The organism is Candidatus Bipolaricaulis anaerobius (assembly GCF_900465355.1).
In the GTDB taxonomy this organism is placed as follows: Bacteria; Bipolaricaulota; Bipolaricaulia; order Bipolaricaulales; family Bipolaricaulaceae; genus Bipolaricaulis; species Bipolaricaulis anaerobius.
The window spans coordinates 848095-873886 of sequence record NZ_LS483254.1 but is presented as its reverse complement, the minus strand read 5'-3'; the positions used below and the strand labels follow the sequence as shown (position 1 = coordinate 873886).

22 protein-coding genes and 2 pseudogenes are annotated in these 25792 nt (G+C 68.5%); 13 read left to right on the top strand and 11 right to left on the bottom strand.

The annotated features are described in order from the left end of the window. Positions 1 to 3 precede the first annotated feature (3 nt). The gene (gene glgB, locus BARAN1_RS04300) at positions 4 to 1935 is read right to left on the bottom strand and encodes a 1,4-alpha-glucan branching protein GlgB (RefSeq protein ID WP_122031213.1); all 1932 of its coding nucleotides are present in this window, start codon (positions 1933 to 1935) and stop codon (positions 4 to 6) included. Positions 1936 to 2036: 101 nt separating this feature from the next. On the opposite strand from glgB, the gene glgP reads away from it, so the two are divergent. Further along, complete coding sequence (gene glgP / locus BARAN1_RS04295) at positions 2037 to 4154, top strand: alpha-glucan family phosphorylase (RefSeq protein ID WP_122031211.1); 2118 nt, start codon at positions 2037 to 2039, stop codon at positions 4152 to 4154. 23 nt (positions 4155 to 4177) lie between these two features. Here the strand turns inward: glgP and BARAN1_RS04290 are convergent, their stop codons facing one another. From BARAN1_RS04290 to rd, 3 genes are all read right to left on the bottom strand, one after another. After that, entirely contained in the window at positions 4178 to 4591 is a 414-nt protein-coding gene (locus tag BARAN1_RS04290; RefSeq protein ID WP_122031209.1) for a hypothetical protein, read from the bottom strand. A 127-nt stretch (positions 4592 to 4718) separates the two neighbouring features. Continuing rightward, positions 4719 to 5906: an NAD(P)/FAD-dependent oxidoreductase gene (locus BARAN1_RS04285; RefSeq protein ID WP_122031207.1), complete on the bottom strand. Its 1188-nt coding sequence runs from the start codon at positions 5904 to 5906 to the stop codon at positions 4719 to 4721. Continuing rightward, complete coding sequence (gene rd, locus BARAN1_RS04280) at positions 5906 to 6067, bottom strand: rubredoxin (RefSeq protein ID WP_122031206.1); 162 nt, start codon at positions 6065 to 6067, stop codon at positions 5906 to 5908. The genes BARAN1_RS04285 and rd overlap by 1 nt, the downstream gene beginning before the upstream one ends. Before the next feature lie 212 nt (positions 6068 to 6279). On the opposite strand from rd, the gene BARAN1_RS04275 reads away from it, so the two are divergent. The 10 genes and pseudogenes from BARAN1_RS04275 (at position 6280) to BARAN1_RS04230 (ending at position 16508) form a co-directional block, all read left to right on the top strand. Beyond that, complete coding sequence (locus tag BARAN1_RS04275; RefSeq protein WP_157959462.1) at positions 6280 to 7458, top strand: aldolase/citrate lyase family protein; 1179 nt, start codon at positions 6280 to 6282, stop codon at positions 7456 to 7458. Continuing rightward, complete coding sequence (citF, locus tag BARAN1_RS04270) at positions 7448 to 8995, top strand: citrate lyase subunit alpha (RefSeq protein ID WP_122031202.1); 1548 nt, start codon at positions 7448 to 7450, stop codon at positions 8993 to 8995. Before BARAN1_RS04275 ends, citF begins: the two co-directional genes overlap by 11 nt. Continuing rightward, the gene (locus tag BARAN1_RS04265; RefSeq protein WP_122031200.1) at positions 8992 to 9519 is read left to right on the top strand and encodes an HD domain-containing protein; all 528 of its coding nucleotides are present in this window, start codon (positions 8992 to 8994) and stop codon (positions 9517 to 9519) included. The genes citF and BARAN1_RS04265 overlap by 4 nt, the downstream gene beginning before the upstream one ends. Before the next feature lie 10 nt (positions 9520 to 9529). Continuing rightward, positions 9530 to 10795, top strand: coding sequence for a 3-isopropylmalate dehydratase large subunit (locus tag BARAN1_RS04260; protein ID WP_122031198.1), 1266 nt, complete (start codon positions 9530 to 9532; stop codon positions 10793 to 10795). Beyond that, the gene (locus BARAN1_RS04255; RefSeq protein ID WP_122031196.1) at positions 10792 to 11286 is read left to right on the top strand and encodes a LeuD/DmdB family oxidoreductase small subunit; all 495 of its coding nucleotides are present in this window, start codon (positions 10792 to 10794) and stop codon (positions 11284 to 11286) included. Before BARAN1_RS04260 ends, BARAN1_RS04255 begins: the two co-directional genes overlap by 4 nt. After that, entirely contained in the window at positions 11287 to 12408 is a 1122-nt protein-coding gene (locus BARAN1_RS04250) for an isocitrate/isopropylmalate dehydrogenase family protein (protein ID WP_122031194.1), read from the top strand. A gap of 8 nt (positions 12409 to 12416) precedes the next feature. Continuing rightward, positions 12417 to 13796: an MmgE/PrpD family protein gene (locus tag BARAN1_RS04245; RefSeq protein WP_122031192.1), complete on the top strand. Its 1380-nt coding sequence runs from the start codon at positions 12417 to 12419 to the stop codon at positions 13794 to 13796. 12 nt (positions 13797 to 13808) lie between these two features. After that, positions 13809 to 14960: an N-acetylglucosamine-6-phosphate deacetylase gene (nagA, locus tag BARAN1_RS04240; RefSeq protein WP_122031190.1), complete on the top strand. Its 1152-nt coding sequence runs from the start codon at positions 13809 to 13811 to the stop codon at positions 14958 to 14960. Positions 14961 to 15001: 41 nt separating this feature from the next. Continuing rightward, positions 15002 to 15136 (top strand): annotated as a pseudogene (locus BARAN1_RS04235) (transposase); the annotation flags it as partial. Between the two features lie 400 nt (positions 15137 to 15536). Next, positions 15537 to 16508, top strand: a complete 972-nt coding sequence (locus BARAN1_RS04230) for a restriction endonuclease (RefSeq protein WP_157959461.1) — start codon at positions 15537 to 15539, stop codon at positions 16506 to 16508. Positions 16509 to 16709: 201 nt separating this feature from the next. Here the strand turns inward: BARAN1_RS04230 and BARAN1_RS04225 are convergent. Further along, positions 16710 to 17993, bottom strand: a pseudogene (locus tag BARAN1_RS04225) (IS256 family transposase). 257 nt (positions 17994 to 18250) lie between these two features. Next, positions 18251 to 19003 (bottom strand): triose-phosphate isomerase, encoded by a 753-nt coding sequence (gene tpiA, locus BARAN1_RS04220; protein ID WP_122031186.1) that lies wholly within the window; start codon positions 19001 to 19003, stop codon positions 18251 to 18253. Between the two features lie 157 nt (positions 19004 to 19160). Between tpiA and BARAN1_RS04215 the strand changes: the two genes are divergently transcribed. Continuing rightward, positions 19161 to 19904, top strand: coding sequence for a slipin family protein (locus BARAN1_RS04215; protein ID WP_231944239.1), 744 nt, complete (start codon positions 19161 to 19163; stop codon positions 19902 to 19904). Further along, a complete protein-coding gene (locus BARAN1_RS04210; protein WP_122031184.1) occupies positions 19901 to 20635 on the top strand; it encodes an MBL fold metallo-hydrolase in 735 nt (244 codons plus the stop codon). The genes BARAN1_RS04215 and BARAN1_RS04210 overlap by 4 nt, the downstream gene beginning before the upstream one ends. Here BARAN1_RS04210 and BARAN1_RS04205 read toward each other — a convergent pair. The 5 genes from BARAN1_RS04205 to BARAN1_RS04185 form a co-directional block, all read right to left on the bottom strand. Beyond that, complete coding sequence (locus BARAN1_RS04205; protein WP_122031182.1) at positions 20599 to 22227, bottom strand: peptidoglycan D,D-transpeptidase FtsI family protein; 1629 nt, start codon at positions 22225 to 22227, stop codon at positions 20599 to 20601. The genes BARAN1_RS04210 and BARAN1_RS04205 overlap by 37 nt on opposite strands. Before the next feature lie 46 nt (positions 22228 to 22273). Next, on the bottom strand, positions 22274 to 22543 hold the full coding sequence (locus BARAN1_RS04200; protein ID WP_122031180.1) for a hypothetical protein: 270 nt from the start codon (positions 22541 to 22543) through the stop codon (positions 22274 to 22276). A gap of 103 nt (positions 22544 to 22646) precedes the next feature. Continuing rightward, positions 22647 to 23546 (bottom strand): 16S rRNA (cytosine(1402)-N(4))-methyltransferase RsmH, encoded by a 900-nt coding sequence (gene rsmH / locus BARAN1_RS04195; RefSeq protein WP_122031178.1) that lies wholly within the window; start codon positions 23544 to 23546, stop codon positions 22647 to 22649. 39 nt (positions 23547 to 23585) lie between these two features. Continuing rightward, a complete protein-coding gene (gabT, locus tag BARAN1_RS04190; protein WP_122031176.1) occupies positions 23586 to 24896 on the bottom strand; it encodes a 4-aminobutyrate--2-oxoglutarate transaminase in 1311 nt (436 codons plus the stop codon). A gap of 10 nt (positions 24897 to 24906) precedes the next feature. Beyond that, positions 24907 to 25752 (bottom strand): MBL fold metallo-hydrolase, encoded by an 846-nt coding sequence (locus BARAN1_RS04185; protein WP_157959460.1) that lies wholly within the window; start codon positions 25750 to 25752, stop codon positions 24907 to 24909. Positions 25753 to 25792: the final 40 nt, after the last annotated feature.

The following is a 25792-nucleotide window of genomic DNA, read 5'->3' as shown; positions in this document are numbered from 1 at the left end:
CCCCTAGGGAGACTGCGCGGGACCCGGTTTCAAGAAGAGCGTCGCCAGCGGGGGGAGCGTCAACGGAAGCGAGTGCGGGAACCCGTGGCTGGGGATCGGCTCCGCGTCCAGCCCACCCAAGTTCCCCTGCCCGCTTCCGCCGTAGCTCGTCGCGTCCCCGTTGAGGAGCTCCACCCACCGGCCCGGGTACGGGACCCCGACGCGGTAGCCGGAGCGCACCACCGGCGTGAAGTTCCCCACCACGAGGACTACGTCGCGGCCTTCGCGCCCCCACCGCAGGAACGCGACCACGCTCGAGGAAGCGTCGTTCGCCTCCACCCACTGAAACCCAAGGTCCCCGCAATCCCGCGTGTGCAACGCGGGCTCCGTCCGATAGAGTCGGTTCAGGTCCGCCACCCAGCGCTGGACGCCGCGATGGGGGGCGTGGTCGAGGAGGGCCCACTCGACCGCCCGTTCATGGTCCCACTCCCGCCACGACCCGATCTCCCCCCCCATGAAGAGGAGCTTCTTGCCTGCGCTGGCGTACATGTAGCCCAACAGGAGCCTGAGGTTCGCGAACTTCTGCCACTCGTCCCCCGGCATCTTCCCGAGGAGCGACCCCTTCCCGTGGACCACTTCGTCGTGGGAGAGGGGGAGGACGAAGTTCTCATGGGCGGCGTAGAGCATGCGGAACGTGAGCTTGTCGTGGTGGTGCTTGCGGTGGATGGGGTCCTTGGCCATGTAGTGGAGCGTGTCGTGCATCCACCCCATGTCCCACTTCAGCCCGAACCCGAGCCCCCCGAGCGAGGTGGGACGGGACACCATCGGCCAGGCGGTGGATTCCTCGGCGATCGTCTGCACGTCAGGGAACTGGCGGTACACCTCCTCGTTCAGCTTGCGCAGGAACGCGATTGCGGCGAGGTCCTCCCGTCCCCCTTGCTCGTTGGGGATCCACTCCCCCGTCGCGCGGGAGTAGTCGAGGTAGAGCATCGAGGCGACCGCATCCAGCCGTAGCCCATCCGCGTGGTACTGTTCGAGCCAAAACAGGGCGCTGGAGAGGAGGAAACTCCGCACCTCGTGCCGGTTGTAGTTGAAGGTGAAGCTTCCCCAGTCGGGATGGATCCCGCGGCGGGGGTCGGCGTGCTCGTAGAGGTGTGATCCATCGAACTGCCCGAGCCCATGGCCATCCGTGGCGAAGTGGGACGGGACCCAATCGAGGATCACCCCGATCCCCTTCTGATGAAGGTAATCGACGAGGTACATGAAGTCCTGGGGCGTCCCGTAGCGCGAGGTGGGGGCGAAGTAGCCCGTGATCTGGTACCCCCACGACCCATAGAACGGGTGCTCCATCACGGGGAGGAACTCGACGTGGGTGAACCCGAGCTCCTCGAGGTAGGCCGCCAGCCGCGGTGCGAGCTCGCGGTACGTGAGGTAGCGCCCATCCTCGGTGCGCTGCCAGGAGCCGAGATGGAGCTCGTAGATGGAGATCGGGGCGCCCAGGGCATTGCGCTCGCCCCGCACCTGGAGCCAGGCGGAGTCCCCCCACCGGTAAGCGAGATCCCACACCACCGACGCTGATCGGGGGGGGACCTCGGAATGGAACGCGAACGGATCGGCCTTGAGGAGGCGCGGGCCATGGCGTGAGGTGAGGTGGTACTTGTAGAGGGCGCCCGGGCCAACACCGGGGACGAAGCACTCCCAGATCCCTGACTGTCGGTGGGGTCGCATCCGGTGGCGCTCCGGGTCCCACCGGTTGAAGTCGCCGACCACGGACACTGCCTCCGCATCGGGGGCCCACACCGCGAACAGGGTCCCCGCCTTCCCCTCGACGGTGATTGGGTGGGCGCCAAGGACCTCGTACAGCCGGGTGTGGGTCCCCTCGGCGAACAGCCACAGGTCTTGCTCTGTGAGCAAGGTCGGCTCCCCGTCCACGATGCGCACCTCGCGATCCCCCATCGTCCGTTCTCCCGTCGGTCCGTCATGATAGGGTGCAGTTCCCACAAACACAACTCTCGGTGTGGGGGTCTCGTGCGGGCGGGGCTACAATCCAGCTCAAGATGGAGAACGATCCAATCCCCAACTTGCCGGCACGCATCGGCGGCCTGGCCGATCTTGCCTACAACCTGTGGTGGAGCTGGCACCCCGAGGCGAGGGAGCTCTGGCGGGCCCTCGACCTCCAGGCGTACCGCGAGAGCGGGCACAACCCCGTGCGAATCCTGAGCCTGATCTCCCCGGAGGCGCTCGAGAGGGCCGCCGGCGATGCGGCATTCCTTGCCCTCTACGACCGGGTGATGGAGCAGTTTCGCCGCGAGACCGGGACCCCGCCGCGCGGGTTCCCCGGCCACCCCGAGGCATCGCCGGGGTCGGTGGCCTACTTCTCCGCGGAGTTCGGGGTTCACGTCTCCCTCCCCGTCTACGCAGGCGGGCTGGGGATCCTCGCCGGGGATACCCTCAAGGAGGCGAGCGACCTCGGGCTCCCGCTGGTCGGGGTGGGGCTCATCTACTCCCACGGCTACGTCCGCCAGCGGCTCCGCGACGATGGGTGGCAGGAGGAGATCCGCGAGCCCTTCGACACCTCCGCCTACCCGCTCCGTCGCGCCGCCGACCGGGAGGGGAACGCGCTCCTCGTCCCCGTTCCCCTCTTCGATCCCCCAATCTACATTGGGGTATGGCGGACGATGGTCGGGCGGATCCCCCTCTACCTCCTCACCACCGATCTTGCACAGAACCAGCCGTGGGATCGGGCGATCTCCCACGATCTGTACACCGCGGACATCGAGCAACGGCTCCGCCAGGAGATCGTGCTCGGAATCGGAGGGATGCAGGCCCTGCGCGCGTTGGGGGAGACCCCGGCGGCTGTGCACCTGAACGAGGGGCATCCCGCGTTCGCCTCTCTGGAACGGTTGGCGGCCCACACCGCCGGAGGGATGAGCTGGTCGGAGGCCGTTTCCACGGTGCGGGGGACAACGGTGTTCACCACGCACACCCCCCTCCGGGCGGGGACCGACCTCTTCCCGTTCCCGCTGGTCGAGAGGTACCTCCTGCCGTACTGCGAGCGGTCCGGGATCCCCCGCGATGGTGTCCTCGCCCTCGGGCTTGACCCGGCCGATCCCGGAGCGGGGTTCAACATGACCGCGTTCGCGATGCGCCTGAGCCATACCACGAACGCCGTCAGCCGACGTCATGCTGCGGTGGCGAGCGGGATGTGGTCAGGCGTGCGGTGGGACGACACGGCCGTGCCGATCCGCGCCATCACGAACGGAGTCCACCTCGCAACGTGGAGCGAGCCATTGCGGGTCCAAGCCCTGTTCGATCGTTACCTCGGCCCGGCGTGGCGGGAGCGGCCCGACGACCCCGCGGCCTGGGAGGGGGTGGAGGGGATCCCGGACGAGGAACTGTGGCGGGTCCACGAGGAGCGGAAGAACGCGCTCATCGCGGAGATCGACGCCCGGGCTCGCCGCCGCTGGCAGAGTGGGACGACGAGCGCAGCGAGCCTCATCGCCGCCGGCACCCTCCTCGATCCACACGTCCTCACCGTCGGGTTCGCCCGCCGGTTCACCGCATACAAGCGGCCGACCCTCATCCTCCACGACCTTGACCGGTTGCAGCGGCTCCTCGCCGATCCCCTCCGGCCCGTGCAGCTCGTTTTCTCCGGCAAGGCCCACCCCGCTGATCTCGAGGGGAAGCGCCTCATCCAGCAGGTGTACCGCCTGGCCCTCGACCCCCGGTTCGCCGGCCGGATCGCGTTCGTGGCGGAGTACGACCAGCACCTCGCCAAGTACCTCGTGGCGGGGGTGGACGTGTGGCTCAACACCCCCCTCCCACCGCTCGAGGCGAGCGGGACGAGCGGGATGAAGTCGTCCGTGAACGGCGTCCCCGTCTTATCCATCCTCGATGGGTGGTGGCCCGAGGGGTACACCGGGACGAACGGGTGGGCGTTCGGAGGGGACGGAATCCCCGGCGACCGCACCGCCGCCGATGCCGACGCCCTGTACCAGCTACTGGAGCGGGAGGTGGTCCCGCTCTACTACGACCGTGGCCCCGACGAGATCCCTCATCGGTTCGTGCGGGTGATGAAGGAAGCGATCAGGACCATCGCCCCTCGCTTCTCCACGCGGCGGATGGTGCGGGAGTACTGCGAGCTCTACCGCGCCGCGCTCAACCAGGGGGGCTGATCGGCCCTGTCCCCGCGCCTCCGCTACCGGCAGTCCCGATCCATCCGCCGGTCCCTCATCTTCCAGGGCCCCCGGTCCGGCTGCCCGCGGAGGAGGGCCAGCTGATCGCGGGTGATTGTCCCGTCCTCGATCGCCGCGGCGAGCACGTCGCGCAGCGCCTGACGGGCCTCGATCCGCTCCTTCATCGCCTGGGCCTGCTCCGCGGTGATCTCCCCGGCGGCCAGCGCCTCGTCAATCATCTCCAGGCGGGTGGTCGTGAACGCCGCCACGAGCTCGTCCACGCTCACCCCCAGGTTCGCTGCCACCCTCGCGAGCAACCCCTTCGACTCGGAGACTGCGGTTCCGGAATCGGTCTGGGCGAAGACCGCGAACGTCACCATCGCTACCGCTACCAGGGCCACCAGGCCCACCGCTGCCCTCTTCGTCTGTTTCCTCATCGTGCCTCCTTCCTTGGTCAGGGTACGAGGTTGCCCGGCCCGTGTGGAGCGCTCCGTTCACGGTTGTGGTGAATCCATGGAGGCCGCGGGTGGGCGTCCCCCCGATGGGCCGGGCCGTCGGTCCGCGCTAGGACGCGAGGAGGAGCTTCAGATCGTCCTCGGCGGGGACCCCGGCCTGGGCGAGTTCCTCCACCGGCCTCGCGAGGTCAGCGGCGCCGAGGAGGATCGCGCCGACGAGCTCCCCATCCTCACCGAGGACGAACTTCACGTACCGCCCGGCCACCGGATCGGCGTGACGCATCTCGCGGAGCGCCCCGCCCTGGGGCTGGGTATTGCCCAGGCAGAGGAGGTCCACCCCGGCCACCTTGAGCTTGTTCGAGGGGGGGGTTCCCGGGTACTGAACCGAGCGCGGCTGGACCATGTTCCGCGCCGCGACCTCGCCCTGGTCCCGCGCGGCAGGGACGATCCCGTATACGTGGCCTCGCCATTCCGCGACATCGCCCGCGGCGAAAACGTCGGGGTCCGACGTAGAGAGGTGATCGTCCACGATCACCCCCCGGCCGGTGGCCAGCCCCGCTTCGGCCGCGAGCGCGATCCGAGGTCGAACCCCGGCCGCGGCGACCACGAGCCCGGCACGGATCTCACTCCCGTCCGCGAGGAGAACCCCGGTCACCTCCGTCGTCCCCAGCACCGCTGCGCACGCCGCCCGGACGCGGACCTCAATCCCCTGGTCGGCGAGGATCCCCGTCAGGATACGAGCCGCGCCCTCGTCGAGCTGCCGGTTGAGGAGCCACGCCCCTCGCTCGAGGAGCGTCACCGCGAGGCCGAGGTCGTGCAGGGCGCGGGCGACTTCGATCCCCAGCCACCCGCCCCCGATGACGGCTGCGGCCGCGACCGCCTCGGCCCTCGTCCGGATCCGCTCCGCGTCCGCTGCCGAGCGGAGGGTGAACACGCCCGCAAGGTGCACGCCCGGCACCTCCGGCTGAACCGCCTCCGCCCCACAGGCGAGGAGGAGCCGATCGTAGGCGAGCTCTTCGCCCGAGGAGAGGCGCAGCCGGTGCGGCCTCGGGTCGAGGCGGACCGCGGCAACCCCCGACCGGAAGGCGATCCGTCGGTGCTCGAACCACGCCCGCGGGAACGGGGTGATCTCCGCAAGGGTCTTCCGCCCGGCGAGGACCTCGATCAACCCAGGGCGCAGGTAGTACGGGGCCGGTTCGGCCTCGACGACCGTGATCTCCGCCCCCGGCTCGAGGGACCGCACCGTGCGGGCCGCGGTGAACCCGGCCACCCCCCCACCCACCACGACGAACGCCATTAGCCCACGAGCTCGAACATGTCCTTCGGGGCACCACACTCCGGGCACAGCCAATCCTCGGGGAGATCCTCAAACGCCGTCCCGGGCGAAATGCCCTGGCTCGGATCGCCCTTGGCTGGGTCGTAGATCCACCCACATACGGTGCATTCCCATTTCTCCATCGCCCACCTCCTCGTCAAGTTGGGCCATTATAACGGCCGGCACCTGCCAGCGAGGGTGGCCCGTGTCCCCTTCCTCCGCCGTGCCCCTCGTTCCCGGAGGGCGTACAATCTAGTAACGACTGAGGTTGGGGAAGGACGCGGGGCAGTGCCATTTCCCCTGTTGCGGTCCCGGGGAGCCCCCGGGCCGGGCGTGGAAGCGGGAGGTAGGTGAAATGCGTCCCACTCAAGAAGCGAGCGCGGGAACGGAGGATCGGTCCGATGCTCTCGTCCGGGTGCGGCCCGCGGGTCGCCTCACGGTCTCCGTGCGGACGAGGACCGGCCCCATGTACGAGGAACACGTCGTAACGTTGATCCGCCAGGCCCTCCGTGGGTACGGGGTGGACGGAGCCCACGTGGAGATCGGGGAGGAGGGGGCGTACGACCACGTCATCCTCGCCCGGCTGGAGGCAGCGCTCGCCCGGTCGCTGGGGAGCGAGGAACCGTTCCGGTCTTCCCTCCCGGTCGTGGACCGCACGCCCACATCCCGCTCCCGACTCCGGCGGAGCCGCCTCTACGTGCCCGGCGGAGGAGCGCGGCTGCTCGCGTTTGCGGACTCATTCGGGCCGGATTGCCTCCTCCTCGACCTGGAGGACGCCGTGGCCCTCCCCGAGAAGGACAGCGCCCGGTTCCTCGTGCGCCGGGTCCTCGCCACGATGGACTTCGGGCGAACGGAGCTGTGGGTCCGCATCAACCCCCTCGACGCAGGGGGAGCGGATGACCTCGCCCTCGTCGTGGGGAGTCGCCCTCACGGGATCTGCCTCCCCAAGGCCGAGGACCCAGCCCAGGTGCTCGCGCTCGCCGACCTCCTTACCTCGCTCGAGGCGGCGTACTCCGTCCCGTGGCCGTTGTGGATTATGCCGATCATCGAGTCGCCGCGGGGGGTGCTCACTGCCGCGGACATCGCCCGGGCTTCGGAGCGGGTGGCCTGCCTCGCGTTCGGCGCCGAGGACTACACGCGCGAGGTGGGGGCGCGGCGGTCGTGGGAGACCCTCCTCTGGGCGCGCTCCCAGCTCGTCGCTTCCGCCAAGGCATCCGGGGTCCAGGCATCGGACACCGTGTACCCGAACGTGGAGGACGAGGCGGGGCTCCGTGAGGAGGCGCAACGGGCGCGGGACCTCGGGTTCGACGGGAAGGGGGTCATCCATCCCCTCCAGATCGGGACCGTCCACGGGGCGTTCGCCCCCAGCGCCGAGGAAGTGGCGTGGGCGCGCGGGGCGGTGGAAGCGGCGGCGGTCGCTGCGAAGGAGGGGCGCGGGGTGATCGCCTACCAGGGGCGGATGATCGATCGCCCGGTGCTCGAGCGGGCGAAGAGGATCCTCGCCCAGGTCGGGGAGGGGAACGATGCCGACTAACGCACTCGGACGGGAGATCCCGGAGGAGCTGGGCGGGCGGCCGCTGCGGCCGTATCAAGGGGCGTTCGTCACCGTCCCCGCGGGCCGTCGGGCCGGGGGGCCGCTGAAGACGATCCGCCCCGGGGCGGACAAGGTCGCCCCGTCCCTGGAGGAGGCCATCCGCCGCTCTGGCCTCCGCGATGGGATGACGATCTCCTTCCACCACTGCTTCCGCGATGGGGACCGGCTCGTCCTCCAGGTCGTCGATGCCTGTACCCAGCTGGGGATCGGGGACCTGAGGCTGTTCGCCACCGCCCTCTTCCCCTGCCACGAGCCCCTCGTCCGCTACATCCAGGAGGGGGTCCTCACCCGGATCGAGGGCTCGCTGAACGGCCCGATCGGGGCGTTCGTCTCGCAGGGCGGGAAGCTGCGTGAACCCCCGATCCTCCGTTCCCACGGCGGCCGCTGGCGGGCGGTGGCGTGCGGTGAGGTGGGGATCGACGTCGCGTTCATCGCCGCCTCCGAGGCCGACCCCTACGGGAACGCGAATGGGATCAACGGTCCTCACGCCTGCGGCCCGATCTCGTTCTCGGTCATCGATTCCTGGTGCGCCGATCACGCGGTGGTCGTCACCGACCATCTCGCCCCCTACCCCGCCGTCCCGCCCACGATCGAACAGGGGTACGTGGACCAGGTGGTGGTGGTCGATCAGGTGGGCGATCCGGCGGGAATCGTCACGGGCACCCTCCGCATCACCCGCTCCCCAACCCAGCTCAAGATCGCCGACCTCGCGGTGCGGGCGGTGGAAGCGGCAGGACTGGTGCGGAACGGGATGGGGTTCCAAGCCGGCGCGGGGGGGATCTCGCTCGCCGCCCTCGAGCTCCTCACCCGCCGGATGAGGGCGACCGGAGTCCGGGCCGCGTTCGCGATCGGCGGGACAACGCGCTACCTCGTGGCGATGCTCAACGAGGGCCTCGTGGGGACGATCCTCGATGGGCAGGCGTTCGACGAGGAGGCGATCGCCTCCCACCGCACGCACCCCCGCCATCAGCCGATGACCCCTGGGTTCTACGCGGACTACAACTCGCTTGGGTGTGCCACCTACATGCTCGACTTCGCGTTCCTGGGGGGGACCGAGGTGGACCTCGAGTTCAACGTGAATGTGAACACCCATTCCGATGGGCAGCTCCTCCACGGGATCGGGGGGCACCAGGACGTGGCGAGCGGGGCGGGGGTGACGGTGATCACCCTCCCCACCCTGCGGGGGCGGGTGCCGATGATCCGGGACCAGGTGACCACCGTCACCACCCCGGGGGAGGTGATCGACCTCGTGGTCACCGAGCGCGGGATCGCCGTGAACCCCCGTCGGGCCGACCTCGCCGCCGACCTCCGCCGGGCAGGGCTCCCCGTGCGAACCCTCACCGAGATGAAGGAGGAAGCGGAGCGACTCGTGGGGGCGGGGAAGAAGCCCCTGTTCGGGGACGAGGTTGTGGGCGTGATTCAGTGGCGCGATGGAACGGTGATCGACGTGGTGCGGAAGGTGGAGGGATGGCAATGACCGATGAACTGCAAAGGCTCCTGCCGGAGGTGGGGTGGATCGAGGATCGAGCCCTGCGGGAGGGGGTGCTCGCCACCTACACCCGTGCCCTCGCCGAGGGGGGATGGGAGCCGGAAGACATGGTGCGGATCCCGTTCACCCTCCTCAAGGCGTCGGGGGTGAGCTACGTCGAGCACGTGCGCGCCGTGACGCGGATCGCCCGCGCCGCTTGCGACACGTTTCAGGACGTGTTCGGGGGCCGCGTCCCCCTGAACCGGGACGTCCTCCTCGCGGGGGCCCTCCTCCACGACGTGGGGAAGCTCGTCGAGGTGGAGGAGGTGGGAGGAGTGTTCCAGAAGTCCCGGTCGGGGAAGGCCCTCCGCCATCCGTTCTCCGGAGCGGCCCTCGCCTACGCGGCGGGGCTCCCCCCGGAGGTGGTGCACATCATCGCGGTCCACTCCAAGGAAGGGGACCCCTACCCCCGTTCCTCCGAGGGGGCGGTGGTCCATCACGCGGATTTCATCACGTTCGACGCGATTCCGTAAAGGAGGCACGGTGGGAAAGACGTTCGCCGAGAAGATCCTCGCCCAGAAGGCAGGCCTCGCTGCGGTGGAGCCGGGGCAGATCGTGACCGTGCGGCCGGACCTGGGGATGTCCCACGACAACACGGCGGCGATCGCCAAGCTGTTCGGGAAGATCGGCCGGAAGCGGGTCAAGGAGCCGGAGAAGTTCGTGGTCATCCTCGACCACGTCGTGCCCGCCGCGAGCGTGGAGTACGCCGAGAACCATAAGGAGATCCGGGAGTTCGTGCGCGAGCAGGGGATCCGGTTCTACGACGTTGGGCGCGGGGTGTGCCACCAGGTGGTGGTGGAGGAGGGGTTGGCCGGGCCGGGGGACCTCGTGCTGGGGGCGGACTCCCATACCCCGACCTACGGCGCGGTGGGGGCGTTCTCCGCCGGGATCGGCCGCTCGGAGATGGCCGCCCTGTGGGCGACCGGGGAGCTGTGGCTCAAGGTCCCGACGAGCCTCCGCATCGAGCTCGATGGAACCCTTTCCGAGCTCGTCACCGCCAAGGACGTGATCCTCCACGTGATCGGAAAGCTTGGCGCCGACGGCGCCCTCTACCAGTCCGTGGAGTTCACGGGCTCCCTCGTCGCGCGGATGACGGTCCCCGACCGGATGGTGATCACGAACATGGCCGCGGAGATGGGGGCCAAGAACGCGTTCTTCGCCCCGGATGAGATCACGTTTGGCTACCTCGCGGCGCGCACCGACCGTACCTTCACCCCCGTCTACCCCGATCCCGACGCCCGTTACCAGGACACGATCCGGTTCGACGTGAGCCGGCTTGAGCCCCAGGTGGCGTGCCCGCCGGACGTGGACCATGTGGTGCCGATCTCGCAGGTTGCGGGGAAGAGGGTGGACCAGGTGGTGATCGGCACGTGCACGAACGGTCGGATCGACGACCTGCGCCTGGCGGCGGAGGTGATGGCCGGCCAGCCGGTGGCGGAGGGGGTGCGGATGCTCATCGTACCCGCATCCCGCGAGGTGTGGATCCAGGCTGCCGAGGAGGGCCTGCTCGCCCTGTTCGCCGAGGCAGGGGCCCTCGTCCTCAACCCCGGCTGTGGACCGTGCCTCGGGGCCCACGAGGGCGTCCTCGCCCCCGGTGAGGTCGGCCTGGCGACCTCGAACCGGAACTTCAAGGGACGGATGGGGTCACCGGATGCTGAGCTGTACCTTGGTTCTCCGGCGGTGGCCGCGGCGGCGGCCGTGACCGGGAGGATCACCGACCCCCGGCGGCTTCTGGAGGAGGAGAGATGATCGCTGGACGCGCCTGGAAGTACGGGGACAACGTGAATACGGACGTCATCTTCCCCGGGCGGTACACCTACGCGCGGATGGAGCCCGCGGAGATGGCGAAGCACGCCCTGGAGGACCTTGACCCCTCGTTCGCGCGGGAGGTGAAGCCGGGGGACGTGATCGTGGGCGGCCGCAACTTCGGGTGCGGTTCATCCCGGGAGCAGGCGGCGACGTGCCTCGTCGCGGCTGGGGTGGGAGCCGTGGTGGCGAAGGGGTTCGCGCGGATCTTCTTCCGCAACGCGATCAACTCCGGCCTCCTCGTCCTGGAGATCCCGGACGCGGTGGATGTGATCCAGTCTGGAGACAGGGTGGAGATCGATCCCGAGCGGGGGGTGCTCATCCACCGCGGGAAGGAGTACCCGTTCCCGCCCCTCCCCGGTGTGGTGCAGGAGATCCTCGCCGCCGGTGGACTCATCCCCTACCTGAGGGGCCAACTCGCCAAGGAGGCATGAATGGCCAAGTTCCGAATCGCGTACCTTCCCGGGGATGGCATTGGGCCCGAGGTGCTCGGGGCGGCCCGCCTCGTCCTCGATGCTGTGGGGTTCGATGCTGAGTACATCCCTGGCGATGTGGGGTGGCGGTTCTGGTGCGAGGAGGGGGATCCTTTCCCGCAGCGAACGATCAACCTTCTCCACACGGTGGACGCCGCCTTGTTCGGGGCGATCACGTCCAAGCCCGCCGCGGAGGCGGAGGCGGAGCTCTCCCCGGCCCTGCGCGGCAAGGGCCTCACCTACCGGTCGCCGATCGTGCGCATGCGCCAACTGTTCGATCTCTACGTGTGCCTGAGGCCATGCAAGGCGTACCCCGGGAGCCCCCTCAACTACCGGGAGGGGATCGACCTCGTCGTGTTCCGGGAGAACACGGAGGACCTCTACGCGGGGGTCGAGTTCCGGCCCGTTCCGACTGAGCTTGCGCAGACCCTCAACAGGCTGGCGAAGCCGTTCGCCCCGTTCCGGGACCTCCCGCCCGACGCGTACGCGATCTCCTGCAAGATCAACACCCGTCGCGGATCGGAGAGGATCGCTCGCGCCGCGTTCGAGTTCGCCCGGGCGCACGGGCGGAAGAAGGTCACCGCGGTCCACAAGGCGAACGTGGTGCGGGCCACGGACGGCCTGTTCCTTGAGGTGACGCGGGCAGTAGCGGCCGACTACCCCGAGATCGCGTTCGACCACGCCAACATCGATGCCCTGTGCATGTGGCTCCTCAAGAACCCGTTCAACTACGACGTCCTCGTCGCTCCAAACCTTTACGGGGACATCATCTCCGACCTGTGCGCCCAGATGGTGGGCGGGCTTGGGTTCGGCTGTTCGGGGAACATCGGGGACGAGCTCGGGGTATTTGAGCCGACCCACGGTTCGGCCCCCAAGTACACGGGGCAGCACAAGGTGAATCCGATCGCGTCCATCCTCGCCGGGAAGATGATGCTGGACTGGCTGGGCGAGGGGGAGCGGGCGGCGAGGATCGAGCGGGCCGTGGCGCGGGTCCTCGCCGAGGGGAAGGTGCGCACCTACGACATGGGCGGGACGTCCTCCACCGACGCGATGGCCGAAGCGATCGCCGCCGCTTCCCAGTAGGAGGGATCATGGACACGATCAGCCGCCAGCTGGCCCGGTTCGCTCGTGAGCTCCGCTACGGGGACATCCCCGCCGCAGCGCGCTCGGAGGCGAAGCGGTTCCTCCTCGATTCGATCGGGTGTGCGCTCGCCGCCCAAGGCCTCCCGGACACGGAGGCCGCCCATCGCTACGTGGGAAAGCTCGGGGGGGCGGGCCAGGCGACCGTCCTTGGCTACGGGACCCGTACCAACCTCCCCCTCGCCGCGCTCATGAACTCCCTCCTCATTCGGGCCCTCGACTACAACGACATCTACTGGAAGCAGGACCCGTCCCACCCCTCGGACCTCATCCCCGCCGCGCTGGCCCCGGCTGAGGTGCGCGGCCTCACTGGGAAGGACCTCCTCGTGGGGATTGTCCTCGCCTACGAGCTCGAGATGCGGCTCTGCCTCGCTGCCCACCCCGGGATCCGCGAGGTGGGGTGGCACCACGCCAGCCTGACCCAGTTCGCTAGCCCCCTTGTCGCGGGGAGGATGCTCGGCCTCTCCCTGGACGAGCTCGTGGCTGCGGTGGGGATCTCCGGGTCGAGCCACTTCACCCTCGGGGGAGTCGTGGCGGGCAAGCTTACGAACATGAAGAACGCGGCGGACCCGCTGGCCGTGGAGGCCGGGGTGCGGGCAGCGCTCCTGGCCGCGGAGGGGTACACCGGTCCAGGGGAGGTGTTCGAGGGCAAGGAGGGCCTGTTCCAGGTCCTTCACACTGTGAAGTGGGACCCGGAGGCGCTCGTTTCCGGCCTCGGGCAGAAGTTCCTCATCACCGAGTGCGCCTACAAGGCGTTTCCCACCGAGGCCCTTACCCACCAGCCGATCACCGCCGTGTTGGCCCTGCGCGCCGAACACGCCATCGAACCGCGCGCGGTGGCCTCCGTGCTCGTGGAGACGACGGCCCGCGGGGCGGACATCCTCTCCGACCCGGAGAAGTACCATCCTACGACGAAGGAGACGGCGGATCATTCCCTCCCCTACTGCATCGCCGTCGCCCTGGCCAAGGGGAACGTCCTCCCCAGTGACTTCACCGCGGAGGCGCTCGGCGACCCCCTCGTGCGGGAGCTCCTTGGGAAGATTAAGGTCGTAAAGAACCCCGAGATCGACGCCCTGTTCCCCAAAGTGAAGCGGGCGATCGTGACGATCGCCCTCGCCGACGGGCGGAGCTTCCGCCGGGTGGAGGATTTCGCCAAGGGGGAGCCGGAGCGACCCCTCTCCGATGCCGAACTCCTCGCCAAGTTCCGGGCCAACGTAGGGGACGCGCTCCCCGAGCGAGAGCGCGAGGAGCTGATCGGGGCGACCCTCGCCGTGGAGGAGTTCGCCTCCGTCCGCGACTACACCCGGCTCGTCGTCCGCCGCCCCGGCTGAGGCGGGGCTGACATGGCGAGGGCGGGCCTCCTCATCCGGGGGGCGCGGCTCGTTTTCCCGTCCGGAGTCCGTGACGGGGACTGTCTCGTCCGCGAGGGGAAGATCGCCGCCCTGGGCGAGGTGAAGGCGCCGGGGACCCGCGTGCTCGATGCCGACGGCCGGTACCTCGCCCCGGGGTTCCTCGATCTCCACGTTCACGGTGGGGCGGGAGCCGATTTCGCGGATGGGGACCCGGAGGCTGCGCAGGCGATCGTGCGGTTCCACGCCGGGCACGGGACGACGGGGCTCCTCGCCACGATCGCGTCTGCCCCCGTGGAGCGGATGCGGAAGGCGATCGCCGCCCTCGCCGGCGTGCCGGGGATCCTGGGGGTTCATCTCGAGGGGCCGTTCCTCAACCCGGAGAAGGCGGGCGCCCTCGATCCGGAGGGGTTCCTCCCACCGAGTCGGGAGGCGTTCCGGAAGCTCGTCGCGGGGTTCGAGACCGAGGTCAGGGTCGTCACGTTCGCCCCCGAGCTCCCCGGGGCGCTCGACCTCGTCGCCGAGATCCAAGGGATCGGGGCCGTCCCTGCGATCGGCCACACCGCCGCCACGTACGAACAGGCGTCCGTCGCTCTTCGCCATGGGGCACATCATGTCACCCACCTCGGGAACGCGATGGGTGGGCTTCACCATCGGGGTCCAGGGTGTGTGGGGGCAGCGCTCCTTTCCGCGGCCTCGCTCGAGCTCATCTGCGACGGGGTCCACGTCCATCCGGCGTTCGTCCACCTTGTGGTCGAGTTCCTCCGCGGGCGGGGGGACCTCCACCGGCTGTGCTTGGTGACCGACGCCACATCCGCTGCGGGGATGCCGGATGGGAGGTGGCGCTTCGCGAACCGGGAGGTCCGGCTGCAGCACGGGGAGGTCCGCCTTGCCGATGGGACCCTCGCCGGGTCGGCCCTCACGCTCGACCGGGCGATCCGGAACGCGATCCGGTTCGCGAACCTCCCCCTTGAGGATGCCCTCTCCCTCGTCACCGCGAACCCAGCGCATGTCCTCGGGATCGGTGGCGAGAGAGGGGCCCTTGCCGTGGGGGCGACGGCCGACCTCGTCCTCCTGGACCCGGACCTCACCGTTGGGGCCACGCTCCGCGCCGGCGAGATCATCTTCTCCCATAACCTATTCTGAAAGGCAAAAACGGGGTAGAGTCCCAGGACGTGGTGTAGATGGAGGAGGCACTGCTCTCGGTGGTCCAGGAGGCGTACGTCCACGGGGTGAGCACGCGGAAGGTGGACGACATTGTCCGGGCCCTCGGGATCGACGGGATCTCCCGGAGCGAGGTGTCCAGGATCTGTGCCGCCCTCTACGGGAGCTCCCCAGAGGAGCTCGAAGTCCTTGTTCTGGAGGTCCCGAAGGAGGTGATCGCCGTCTAGCTCGTCACAACCGACGAGGAACCCAATCTCCACCACTTGACGGGACGTGACCTGGCGTCGCGTACCCACGATCAGCGTGGCTAGTTCCAGCATCACCCAAGCCAAGAAGCCCCAACAGTGAAGCCATGCTATGACCTCATGGAACACTAAAACTAAAGCGCTGCCCCCAAAACGGGGCAGCCGACGAAGAATTGGCGGCTAATAGGGGGTAAGACAGGCCTTCGCCCACGTTCGCGTTGTATCATAAGGGGAGAGAGGAGCTATGGCGAAGGAATTGACAGCGAGGCCGGTGTGGTTAGCTCGTGCAGGGGTCCACGGAGAGGACGAGGAGATGGCTCTTTCGGAAGGCCTGGCGATCATTGGCTTTCGGGACGTGGGCGACCTCAACGAGTTCCGGACGCTGGAGGACCTGGTAGCCACACTGCAGGCAGCCGATCCAGAAGCCTCGATCCACCGAGCCGCGAACCTGGCCCGGCAGCTGTGGGCATTTCGGGAAGAGATGACGGTGGGCGATATCGTCGTCCTGCCGCGCAAAACTCGCCCCGGGCAGATCGCGCTTGGTCGTGTTCAGGGACCGTACGAATATCGGAGGCTCGGTGAAGAAATGCGCCACATCCGGCAGGTCAGCTGGGAGCGCACGGTGCCCCGATCGGCCTTCGGACAAGACCTTCTCTACTCATTCCGTGCGTTCATGACCGTGTGCCGGATCAGTCGCAATGATGCGGAAGCAAGGGTGGCGGCTGTGCTCGCGGGGAAGGCGGACCCCGGGTTGGTTGCCGAGGGGAAATTCCCGACGGACGAGGAAGCGCCAATCCTGGACATCGCTCAGGCTGCCCACGACCAGATTATCGCCTACGTGCGCAAGCACTTCACCGGTCACGACATGACGCGGCTCGTCGCCGCCATTCTGGAGGCAGAAGGGTTCAAAGGTACCGTGTCCCCCCCAGGGCCTGACCGAGGAGTGGACATCCTGGCTGGGCGTGGGCCACTTGGGCTCGACCAGCCCGTGCTGTGTGTCCAGGTCAAGGCAACGGAAGAGCCCACCGGCGTCACCGTCTTGCGTGCCCTGCAGGGGACGATGTCGAGCTTCAGGGCGACCCAGGGGCTCCTCGTCTCGTGGAGTGGGTTCACCACTGAAGCGCTGCGCGAGGCACGGCAACATGCGTTCTCGATCTCGCTATGGGACCAGTCGGACCTCGTCCAAGCCATCTACCGTACATATGAAAGACTGAGCCCAGAGATCCAGTCCGAGCTACCGCTCAAGCGCATCTGGACGCTAGTGCTAGAGGAACAAGAAGGCTAGTATCGCGTCGGATGATTAAACGGGAGACGACCTCCGCCGGCTTGGTCCACTGGAAGAAGTTCCCCTCCTGGTTGAACTGGTCGATGTACTCCAGGGTCTTCTTGACTAACGTCTCCTTAGATGGAAACATCCCCGGCACAGGACCTTTGCCTGTACCAGGTTGAACAATACCTCGATCAGGTTCAACCACGAGGAGTAGGGTCACGTCCCGTCAAGTGGTGGAGATTGGGTTCCTCGTCGGTAGTGACGAGCTAGACGGCGATCACCTCCTTCGGGACCTCCAGAGCGGGGACTTCCGGGTCCTTCGGGGAGCCCCGGTAGCGAACCGCCATCGACCCCAGGCTGAAGTAGCGGCGCACGGCCAGCCACTCGTCCTGTTGCTCCTCTAGCACCGCCCCGATCAGCCGGAGCGTCGACCGTGCGTTCGGGAAGATCCCCACGACGTTGCATCTCCTCTTGATCTCGCGGTGCAACCGTTCAAGGACGTTCGTCGAGTGGATCCTCCGCCAGTGCGCCTGGGGGAACGCCATGTGCGTGATCACGTCCTCCCCCGCCTCCCGGAGCAGATCCGCCGCCTTGGGGTACTTCCCCTCGAGACTCCCGGCCAGCTCCAGCTGCTCCCGCGCTGCCTCTTGGTCGGGCTGAGCGAAGATCGTTCGCACCCATGCCCCGACCAGTGGCTGCGCTCCCCGCGGGACCAGCCCCAACAGGTTCCGCATGAAGTGCACCCGGCACCGCTGCCAAGAGGCCCCCGCCAAAACCTCGGACAAGGCTTGCCTGAGGCCGACGTGCGCATCGGAGATCACGAGCTTCACCCCAGCGAGTCCCTGGCTGGCGAGTCCCCGCAGGAACGACACCCAGAACCCGTAGCTCTCCGCAGCCCCCACGTCGAACCCCAGGACCTCTCGCTCTCCGGTCGAGGTCACTCCCACGGCGACCACCGCCGCCATGTTCACCACCCGGCCCCCTTCCCGGACCTTGACCACCGTTGCATCCAACCACACGTACGGGGACTCCCCGGTCAAGGGACGGTTGCGGAACGCCTCCATCCGCTTGTCGAGGGCGGCACAGATCCTGGACACCTTGCTCCGGGAGATCCCGTCGATCCCGAGGGCCCGGACGAGGTCGTCCACCTTCCGCGTGCTCACCCCGTGGACGTACGCCTCCTGGACCACCGAGAGCAGTGCCTTCTCCGTCCTCCGCCGGGGCTCAAGCAAGGCCGGGAAGTAGCTCCCGTGCCGGACCTTGGGGATCCGGAGCGTCACCGACCCCACCCGAGTGTCCCACCGTCTTGGGCGGTACCCGTTGCGGTACGTTCGCCGGCTCTTCGTTCGCTCGTACCGCTCGGCCGGGGGTCTTCTCCTTCACCTCCGCCTCCATCAGCTCCTGGACGAGGAGGGCGAGGCCCTCGTTGAGGGCGTCCACCTCCGTGTCGCCCCGGTACTTGCGCAGAAGCTCCCTAAGCGCGATCCTCACATCGGCCATCGGTTGGGTTCCTCCTTCTAAACTGAGATAGCTCCAAAGGAATCCTCCGGTGGCCTTCTCGTCAAGGCCGCCGTGCCCACCTGCACGGCACACCGCCCTCACGCCACCGGATCTACACCACGTCCTGGGACTCTACCCGGTGCAGCCTGGATGAGTGGTTAGGACGGGTCTCCCCGGGGAGCTGGGCCGGGGGGATCTGAATCCCGTTGGGAAGCCATCGGGAACGGCCGTGATGGCCTCTGCGGTGTGGCTCCCGCTCAGCGGTGGGCGGAGCGGGCGATCGCCCAGAATGTGTCGGGGTCGAGGGACGCCCCACCCACGAGGGCTCCGTCCACGTCAGGGAGGGAGAGGAACCCCCCCGCGTTGTCCGTGTTAACGGATCCTCCGTACTGGATGCGGACCCGATCGCCACGAGCTCCAAACCGCTTCCGGAGCCAGACCCGGATCCGCGCCGCCATCGCTTGGGCATCGGACGGCTGCGCCGCCACGCCAGTCCCGATTGCCCACACCGGCTCGTAGGCGATCACGAGCCCTCGCGGATTGTCGTTTAGCCCGGCGACGCCTCTCTCCAGCTGTCGCTCCACGACCTTCCACACCCCCCCGGCACGGCGCTCGTCCAGGGTCTCCCCCACGCACAGGATCGGCGTGATTCCATGGGCGACCACGGCCTGCACCTTCCGGCCCACAAGTTCGTCGCCCTCCCCGAAGAGGTTCCTTCGCTCGGAGTGCCCACACAAAACGTAGTGGACCCCGACGTCGGCCACCTGGGTCACCGACACCTCGCCCGTATAGGCGCCGGCAGGTTCAGGATAGGCATCCTGCGCGCCGAGGCCGAGCGGCGTCCCGGCGAGGAGCTCCGCGGCGGCGGGGAGGGAGGTGAAGGACGGGATCACGACCACCTCCACCCCAGCCTCGCGGCCCACAAGCTCGAGCAGGCGCTCCAGATAGGCCCGCGCTTCGGGGATCGTCTTGTGCATCTTCCAGTTCGCAGCCACGAGCGGGGTCCGCACGTTCCCCTCCTTTCGCGATTGACAGAGCCCATCCTATGGCTCTATCATGCCGTATGCAAGGAAGGAATCGGGGACGGGGAGGGCTCATCGTCACCCTCGCTGTCTGGCTCGTAGCAGCGCTCTTCGCACGGGGAGCGACAAGGGGGGGATCATGAACATGGCGCTAGGGATTATCATCGCGGTGATCGTGCTGTTCCTAATTAGCGCGATCAAGGTCGTTCGGGAGTACGAGCGGGGGGTCATCTTCCGCCTAGGCCGCCTCGTCGGGGCGAAGGGGCCAGGGCTGTTCCTCATCATTCCCATCGTGGACAAGATGGTGAAGGTGGACCTGCGCACGATCACCCTCGACGTGCCGCCCCAGGAGGTGATCACCCGCGACAACGTCCCCGTCAGCGTGAACGCGGTGGTGTACTTCCGCGTGCTGGACCCCCAGGCGGCAGTGGTGGAGGTCCTCGACTTCATCGAGGCCACCCGCCAGATCTCGATGACCACGCTCCGTTCTGTGCTCGGGAGGGTAGAGCTGGACGACATCCTCTCCGAACGGGACAAGGTGAACCGTGAGCTCCAACAGATCATTGACGAGCACACCGATCCGTGGGGGATCAAGGTGAGCACGGTCGAGGTGAAGGACGTGAAGATCCCAACCGAGATGCAGCGGGCGATTGCCCGGCAGGCGGAGGCGGAGCGGGAGCGGCGGAGCAAGGTCATCAACGCCGAAGGGGAGTTCCAGGCTGCGGAGAAGCTGCGGGAGGCGGCGGCGATCATGCTCGAGGCCCCGGGGGCGCTTCAACTCAGGTATCTTCAGACCCTGTCGGAGATCTCCACCGAGAACGCGACCACGATCGTGTTCCCTGTTCCGATCGAGCTCCTCGACGCGCTGCACGGGCGCAGCCAGGGTTGAGAATCTGCGCGCTGGGAAGCGGATCCGCGGGGAACGTCCTCCTCGTGGAGGGGCCCCGGGGGGCGCTTCTCGTGGATGCTGGGCTCCCCTGGCGGGAGATCGAGGCCCGCTCCGCGCGGGCGGGGATGAGCCTCGCAGGGCTGAAGTGGGTCCTCCTCACCCACGAGCATGCGGATCACGTGCGGGGCCTCGATCCCCTCCTCCGGCGCGGGGTGCGGGTGGCGGCGAGCACGGGCACGTTGCGGGCCCTGGGGATCGAGGGGACCGCGCTCGGGCCAGGGATCGAGCTTGAGGGGATCCACATCTTCCCGTTCCCAATCCCCCATGACGCGCGGGAGCCGGTTGGGCTCAGGCTGGAGGCGAACGGGTCGCGGATCGGGATCGCCACCGACCTCGGGCAGATTACGGACACCGTTCTCTCCGCGCTTTCGACGTGCCAGACGGTGGCCCTGGAGGCAAACCACGACGTCCCCCTCCTCCTCGCCGGGCCCTACCCGTGGCCCCTGAAGCTACGGATCCTCGGCCCGGAGGGGCATCTCGCGAACGAGGAAACCGGCCGGACGATCCGCCTGCTGGGGAGTGGGCTAGAGCAAGTCCTCCTCGCCCACCTCTCCGCGGAGAACAACACGCCCGCGCTGGCGCTGGAGACGGTGGCGCGGGCCGTGGATGGGTGGGGAGGGCTCCTCTACCTGACCTACCCGGACCGGCCGAGCGCGGTCGTCGGGGCGTAGGGGCGCACGATCCCAAGCTGGGCCATCCCCCGCACGATCTCCCCCACGCTCGGGACGGCGGTCGAGCCACTCCAGAACTCGGGGTTGGTCGAGGTCTGGTACACGACGAGGACCATGTACTGCGGATCGTCCCACGGGAAGAACGAGGCCATCCCGGTTGTGACGTGGTCAGCGACGTAGCCCCTCCCGGGGAGGGCCATCTCGGCTGTGCCCGTCTTCCCCGCGACCCCGAACCCCGGGACGTCGGCGGCGGTGCCGAGGCTGGGATCCCCGTTCGGGTCGGGGTTCACCGCGTAGCGGAGGACCTCGCGCATCGTGCGACAGGCGTCGGGCGAGGCGACCTGCCCCCGCACCTCGGCCGGCCCGGGGAGGAGGCGCGGGCGGAAGAGGGTCCCCCCGTTCGCCAGCGCCGAAAACGCTGCTCCGAGCTGGATCCCGGTCACGGCGATCCCTTGCCCGAATGAAGTCACGGCCAGGTCGAGCTCGGTCCACTTCTCGGGCGGGTTGAGGATCCCGTTCACCTCGCCGGGGAGCTCGATCCCCGTCTTCTCGCCGAACCCCATCCGGGCGAGGTAGGCGTGGGTGCGCGCGGTCCCCAGCCTCTGGGCCACCTGGACGAGCACGGTGTTCACGGACTGCGCCATCGCCCGACGGAACGTGATCGTCCCGTAGCTCTTCCCGCGGGCGTTCTGCACTGCGGCCCCTTGGACGAGGATCGGCGAGTCGCCGGAGAAGGACTCCTCGGGGGCGGTCACGCCTTGGTCGAACGCTGCGAGGCCGACGAGGGCCTTGAACACGGACCCCGGCTCGAACACGTGCGTGACCGACCACGGATGGAGGAGCGCCGGATCGGGGCGCGCCGGGTCCACCGCCGGGCCATGGGCGAGGGCGAGGACCTCGCCCGTGCCGGGGTCCATCACCAGGGCAAACCCGCGCTCGGCCCCCGGGTACGTCCCCATGCCGCGCGCGACCTCCCGCTCGCAAACCCACTGGATGCGCGCATCGAGGGTGAGGTGAAGGGGCTTCCCCGCTGCGCCGGGATCCTCTTCCCATAGGTCGTAGATCTGCCCACCAGGACCGCGGAGGAGGCGCATCCGCCGCGGCCGGCCCGATAGCTCCTCGTCGAAGAGGAGTTCCATCCCGGCAAGCCCGTTCCCATCCACCCCCACCACCCCGAGCACGGCCAGGGCCAACGGCCCCTGCGGGTAGGCCCGCTTCCAGGAGTCGAAGAAGAGAAGGCCCTTGATCCCCAGACTCTCCGCCTGGGCCCGGATCCTCTGCCCGACCTCGTAGTCCACCCCCCGCGCGAGCCAGGTGAAGTACGCCGTGCGGTACACCTTGTCCTTCGCCTCTTCCGAGGACATCCCGAGCTCGCGGACGAGGAGGCTGATCAGGAGTTCGGGCTTGGTGAGGAGGTAGCCATCGAGCGCGATCTCGTAGGCGGGGACGTCGTAGGCGAGGGGAACACCGTTTCGATCGTAGATCGGGCCGCGCTGAGCGGGGATCTCGAGCACGTCCTCTTGGATCTGTTGGGCCACGGTCGCCCAGTGGTCGTGTTCCACCACCTGGAGCTGGACGAGGCGACCGACCACGACCAGCCCCCCCAGCCCGAGGACGAGGAACGCTGCCTCCGCGCGGTTAATGGCTGCCCCCCTCGAGGACGAGGTACCGGGTGCGCTCCTCGTCGAACGGGACCATCCCCAGCGCCCGGGCGCGGAGGGCGACCTCGTCCAGGGAGTAGGCGCGGTCCACCTGGTAGGCGAGGTCGAGCCGCACCCGCTCGACCTCCTCGAGCTCGAGGAGGATCTGCGCCCGCTGTGCCCGGAGCTCGGACAGGACCGCCCCTTGCCACAGGTAGAGGAACAGAAGCCCCGCTACGAGCGCCCCTACCGCGATGACGAGGACCACACCTCCCCCGGCGGGGCTACGAAGGCGACCCCGTTCCCGAGGGTGCGGAACTCTGGCCCTGGACCGACGCACACCCTGAGGGTAGGACGGGCCGCCGCCCCGATCACGGACAGCTGACCAAGCCTGGGCCCACCTCGCGCACCCGCGCCGCGCGGAGCTTGGCCGACCGGGCACGAGGATTGCGGCCCACCTCATCCTCCCCCGGCCGAAGCGGCTTCTTGGTGAGGACCTCCAGCCGCCCGGTGAGGGCCTCCCGCCGGAGGAAGTGCTTCACGATCCGGTCTTCAAGCGACTGAAACGAGATCACACACAGAACCCCGCCCGGGGCGAGAAGACGCACCGCCCCGGCGAGACCCGCCTCGAGCGCCCCCAGCTCGTCGTTCACCGCGATCCGCAGCGCCTGGAACGTCCGCGTCGCGGGGTGGATGCGGTGGCGACCGGGGGGGTAGAGGCACGCCACGAGACGGGCGAGCTCGGTGGTGGTGCGAAGGGGCCGCTGCTGGACGATCGCCCGCGCGATCCGCCGCGCGTACCGCTCCTCGCCGTACTCCCAGAGGATGCGGGCCAGTTCCGCCTCCGGGAGGCGATTGACGAGGTCGGCGGCCGTGACAGGGGCGGTGGGATCCATCCGCATGTCCAATGGCCCGGCGGCCAGGAAGGAGAACCCGCGCTCCGGGGAGTCGAACTGGAGCGATGATGCGCCGAGGTCGAACAGGACCCCGTCCACTCGGGGAACGGGCGGGACGAGCGCGGGGAGATCGCGGAAGTTCCCGGGGAGGAGTTGAACCCGATCCGTGTACGGCCTCAGCCTCTCCCGGGCCCGGTCGAGGGCTGCGGGATCCTGGTCGATGCCGATCACCCTCGCCCCTCGGGCGAGGAGAGCTTCCGCATGCCCCCCGGTCCCGACCGTCGCGTCCACGATGAGCGCCGCCGGGGCGGGGGCAAGGAAGCGCACCACTTCCGCGACCAGCACCGGTTCATGCCATTGCCCTGAGCCGGCCACGCCGACCGTTCCTCCCCTGCCGCAGGACCCCAGGGCGGGCTACTTCGCCGCGGCGGCGAACGCCTCCCCGAGGACGGCGATCCCCTCAAGGAGGGCGTCGTCGGGGATCGTGAGGGGCACGAGGAATCGGACCACGTTCCCGTACAGGCCAGCGGTAGGGAAGATCACCCCGCGTTTCAGGGCCTCGCCTTGGACGCGCTTCGTCTCCTCAGGGGCCGGCTCGCGGGACTTGCGGTCGCGGACGAGCTCGATCCCGACCATCGCCCCCAGCCCCCGCACATCGCCGATCACGGGGTAGGTGCGCTCGAGGGCCCGGAGCTCGCGCATCAGGACCTCCCCGATGTGGTCAGCGCGGGCGAGGAGCCCTTCCTCCTGGATCACGTCGAGCACGGCAAGGGCCGCCGCGCACGCCACCGGGTTCCCGCCGTAGGTGGATCCGAGCGAGCCGGGGATGGGGGCATCCATGACCTCGGCTTTCCCGACCACCGCGGACAGAGGCAGGCCCCCGGCGATGGACTTCGCCACACAGATCAGGTCTGGCTCGATTCCGGCATGCTCGCAGGCGAAGAACCGCCCCGTCCGCCCGACCCCACACTGGACCTCGTCCGCCACGAGGAGGAACCCATGCCGATCACAGAGCTCGCGCAGGAAGGGGAGGAACTCGGGCGGGGGGACGATGAACCCCCCTTCCCCGATCACCGGCTCCACGACCACACACGCCACTTCCTGGGGGTCCACGAGCGACAGCATCCGCCGTTCGATCGCCGCCATCGCGATCGGGGACCGGTACGGGTAGGGATAGGGCAGCCGGTACACGTCCGGGGCGTACGGCCCGAACCCCGCCTTGTACGGGATCGCCCGGTGGGTCATCGTCATCGTGAGGAGGGTTCGCCCGTGGAACGCGTAGTCGAACACGAGCACCGCCTTGCGCCCCGTGGCGACGCGGGAGATCTTGACCGCGTTCTCGATGGCTTCGGCGCCGGAGTTGAAGAACGCACACTTCTTCGGGGTCGGCCCCGGGGCGAGCTCCGCTAGCCTCTTCGCCAGGTCCACGTACGGCTCGTAGGGGACAGAGGTGAAATCCGTGTGCAGGGTCAGCGCAGCTTGCTCCTGGACCGCGGCCACGACCTTGGGGTGGTTGTGCCCGACGTTCATCACCCCCCACCCGCCCGAGAAGTCGAGGAACCTGTTCCCATCCAGATCCTCCACCACAGGGCCATCGGCGCGCGCCGCGCAGAACGGCGCCAGGGGGGCGAGGGGTTTGGCGACGTACCTCTCCTTGCGGAACAGCGCCGCCTTGGACTTCGGGCCAGGGATCTCGGTCGTCACTCGGATGTACTTGCGTGCCATGCGTCCCCCTTCACTCGATCTCGACCAGCTCGCCCGGTGGGATGAGGCGGACCTTGAACGGAAGGCCCATCCCCTCGATCTCGCGGGCGACGGCGGTGAGCTCTCCCCGGTACCGGCTGGAGAGGTGGTACACGATCAGTTCCTTCTCGACCTCCGCCTTGCGGGCGACCTCCACTGCCTCCCACAGGGTCGCGTGTTTGTACTCCTTCCGGTCCTCCTCGGCAAGGAACGTCGCCTCGTGGCAGAGGACCTCTGTCCCTCGAACCGACGTTGGGTTGAGGGGAACCGAGTCCCCGCCGTAGGAGATGAGGTACTGCGTGTACTCCTCGGAGATCTCATCCCGCTTCCCCGCGCGGACGAGGGCCACGATCTCCTCCTGGGCCAGATCGCGAAACTCGGGCCTAAGGCGCCGCCGAACCTCGCACACGTTGTACCCGAGCGATGGCTCACCGCGGGCGTGGATCGTCCCGAACGCTTCGATGAAGCGGGGCATCCGTCCGGCGAGGAGGGTCACCCGATCGCCGGCCTGGAGGGGGATCCATTCCAGGTCGTACTGGAGATTGCGGTTCGTACGGGCGAAGTAGTGGATGAGCTCCGATACGAAATGGCTCCCCGCCGGATAATGGATGCGGAGCTCCTTCTCATGATCCCCCATCGCGTTGTTGCGGATGTTGATGAGGCTCATCAGGCCCGAGATGTGATCGGCATGACCGTGGGAGAGAAAGACGTGCTTGATCGCGAACACCCGGTTCTCGAGGCACGAGCTCACGCCCTCCCCGCAGTCGAACAGGATCCGGTCCGGGGCGTAGTAGATCCACGTCGAGTAGAGCGCCTTCGAGTAAAGGATCGCCTTCATGGCAGGTCCATGGTACCGGGCAATCCATCGCGATTCACGA

Coding starts and splice junctions, on each gene's coding strand:
- glgB (WP_122031213.1), bottom strand. CDS start 1,935: ATGGGGGATCGCGAGGTGCGCATCGTGGACGGGGAGCCGACCTTGCTC.
- glgP (WP_122031211.1), top strand. CDS start 2,037: ATGGAGAACGATCCAATCCCCAACTTGCCGGCACGCATCGGCGGCCTG.
- BARAN1_RS04290 (WP_122031209.1), bottom strand. CDS start 4,591: ATGAGGAAACAGACGAAGAGGGCAGCGGTGGGCCTGGTGGCCCTGGTA.
- BARAN1_RS04285 (WP_122031207.1), bottom strand. CDS start 5,906: ATGGCGTTCGTCGTGGTGGGTGGGGGGGTGGCCGGGTTCACCGCGGCC.
- rd (WP_122031206.1), bottom strand. CDS start 6,067: ATGGAGAAATGGGAATGCACCGTATGTGGGTGGATCTACGACCCAGCC.
- BARAN1_RS04275 (WP_157959462.1), top strand. CDS start 6,280: ATGCGTCCCACTCAAGAAGCGAGCGCGGGAACGGAGGATCGGTCCGAT.
- citF (WP_122031202.1), top strand. CDS start 7,448: ATGCCGACTAACGCACTCGGACGGGAGATCCCGGAGGAGCTGGGCGGG.
- BARAN1_RS04265 (WP_122031200.1), top strand. CDS start 8,992: ATGACCGATGAACTGCAAAGGCTCCTGCCGGAGGTGGGGTGGATCGAG.
- BARAN1_RS04255 (WP_122031196.1), top strand. CDS start 10,792: ATGATCGCTGGACGCGCCTGGAAGTACGGGGACAACGTGAATACGGAC.
- BARAN1_RS04250 (WP_122031194.1), top strand. CDS start 11,287: ATGGCCAAGTTCCGAATCGCGTACCTTCCCGGGGATGGCATTGGGCCC.
- BARAN1_RS04245 (WP_122031192.1), top strand. CDS start 12,417: ATGGACACGATCAGCCGCCAGCTGGCCCGGTTCGCTCGTGAGCTCCGC.
- nagA (WP_122031190.1), top strand. CDS start 13,809: ATGGCGAGGGCGGGCCTCCTCATCCGGGGGGCGCGGCTCGTTTTCCCG.
- BARAN1_RS04230 (WP_157959461.1), top strand. CDS start 15,537: ATGGCTCTTTCGGAAGGCCTGGCGATCATTGGCTTTCGGGACGTGGGC.
- BARAN1_RS04215 (WP_231944239.1), top strand. CDS start 19,161: ATGGCGCTAGGGATTATCATCGCGGTGATCGTGCTGTTCCTAATTAGC.
- gabT (WP_122031176.1), bottom strand. CDS start 24,896: ATGGCACGCAAGTACATCCGAGTGACGACCGAGATCCCTGGCCCGAAG.
- BARAN1_RS04185 (WP_157959460.1), bottom strand. CDS start 25,752: ATGAAGGCGATCCTTTACTCGAAGGCGCTCTACTCGACGTGGATCTAC.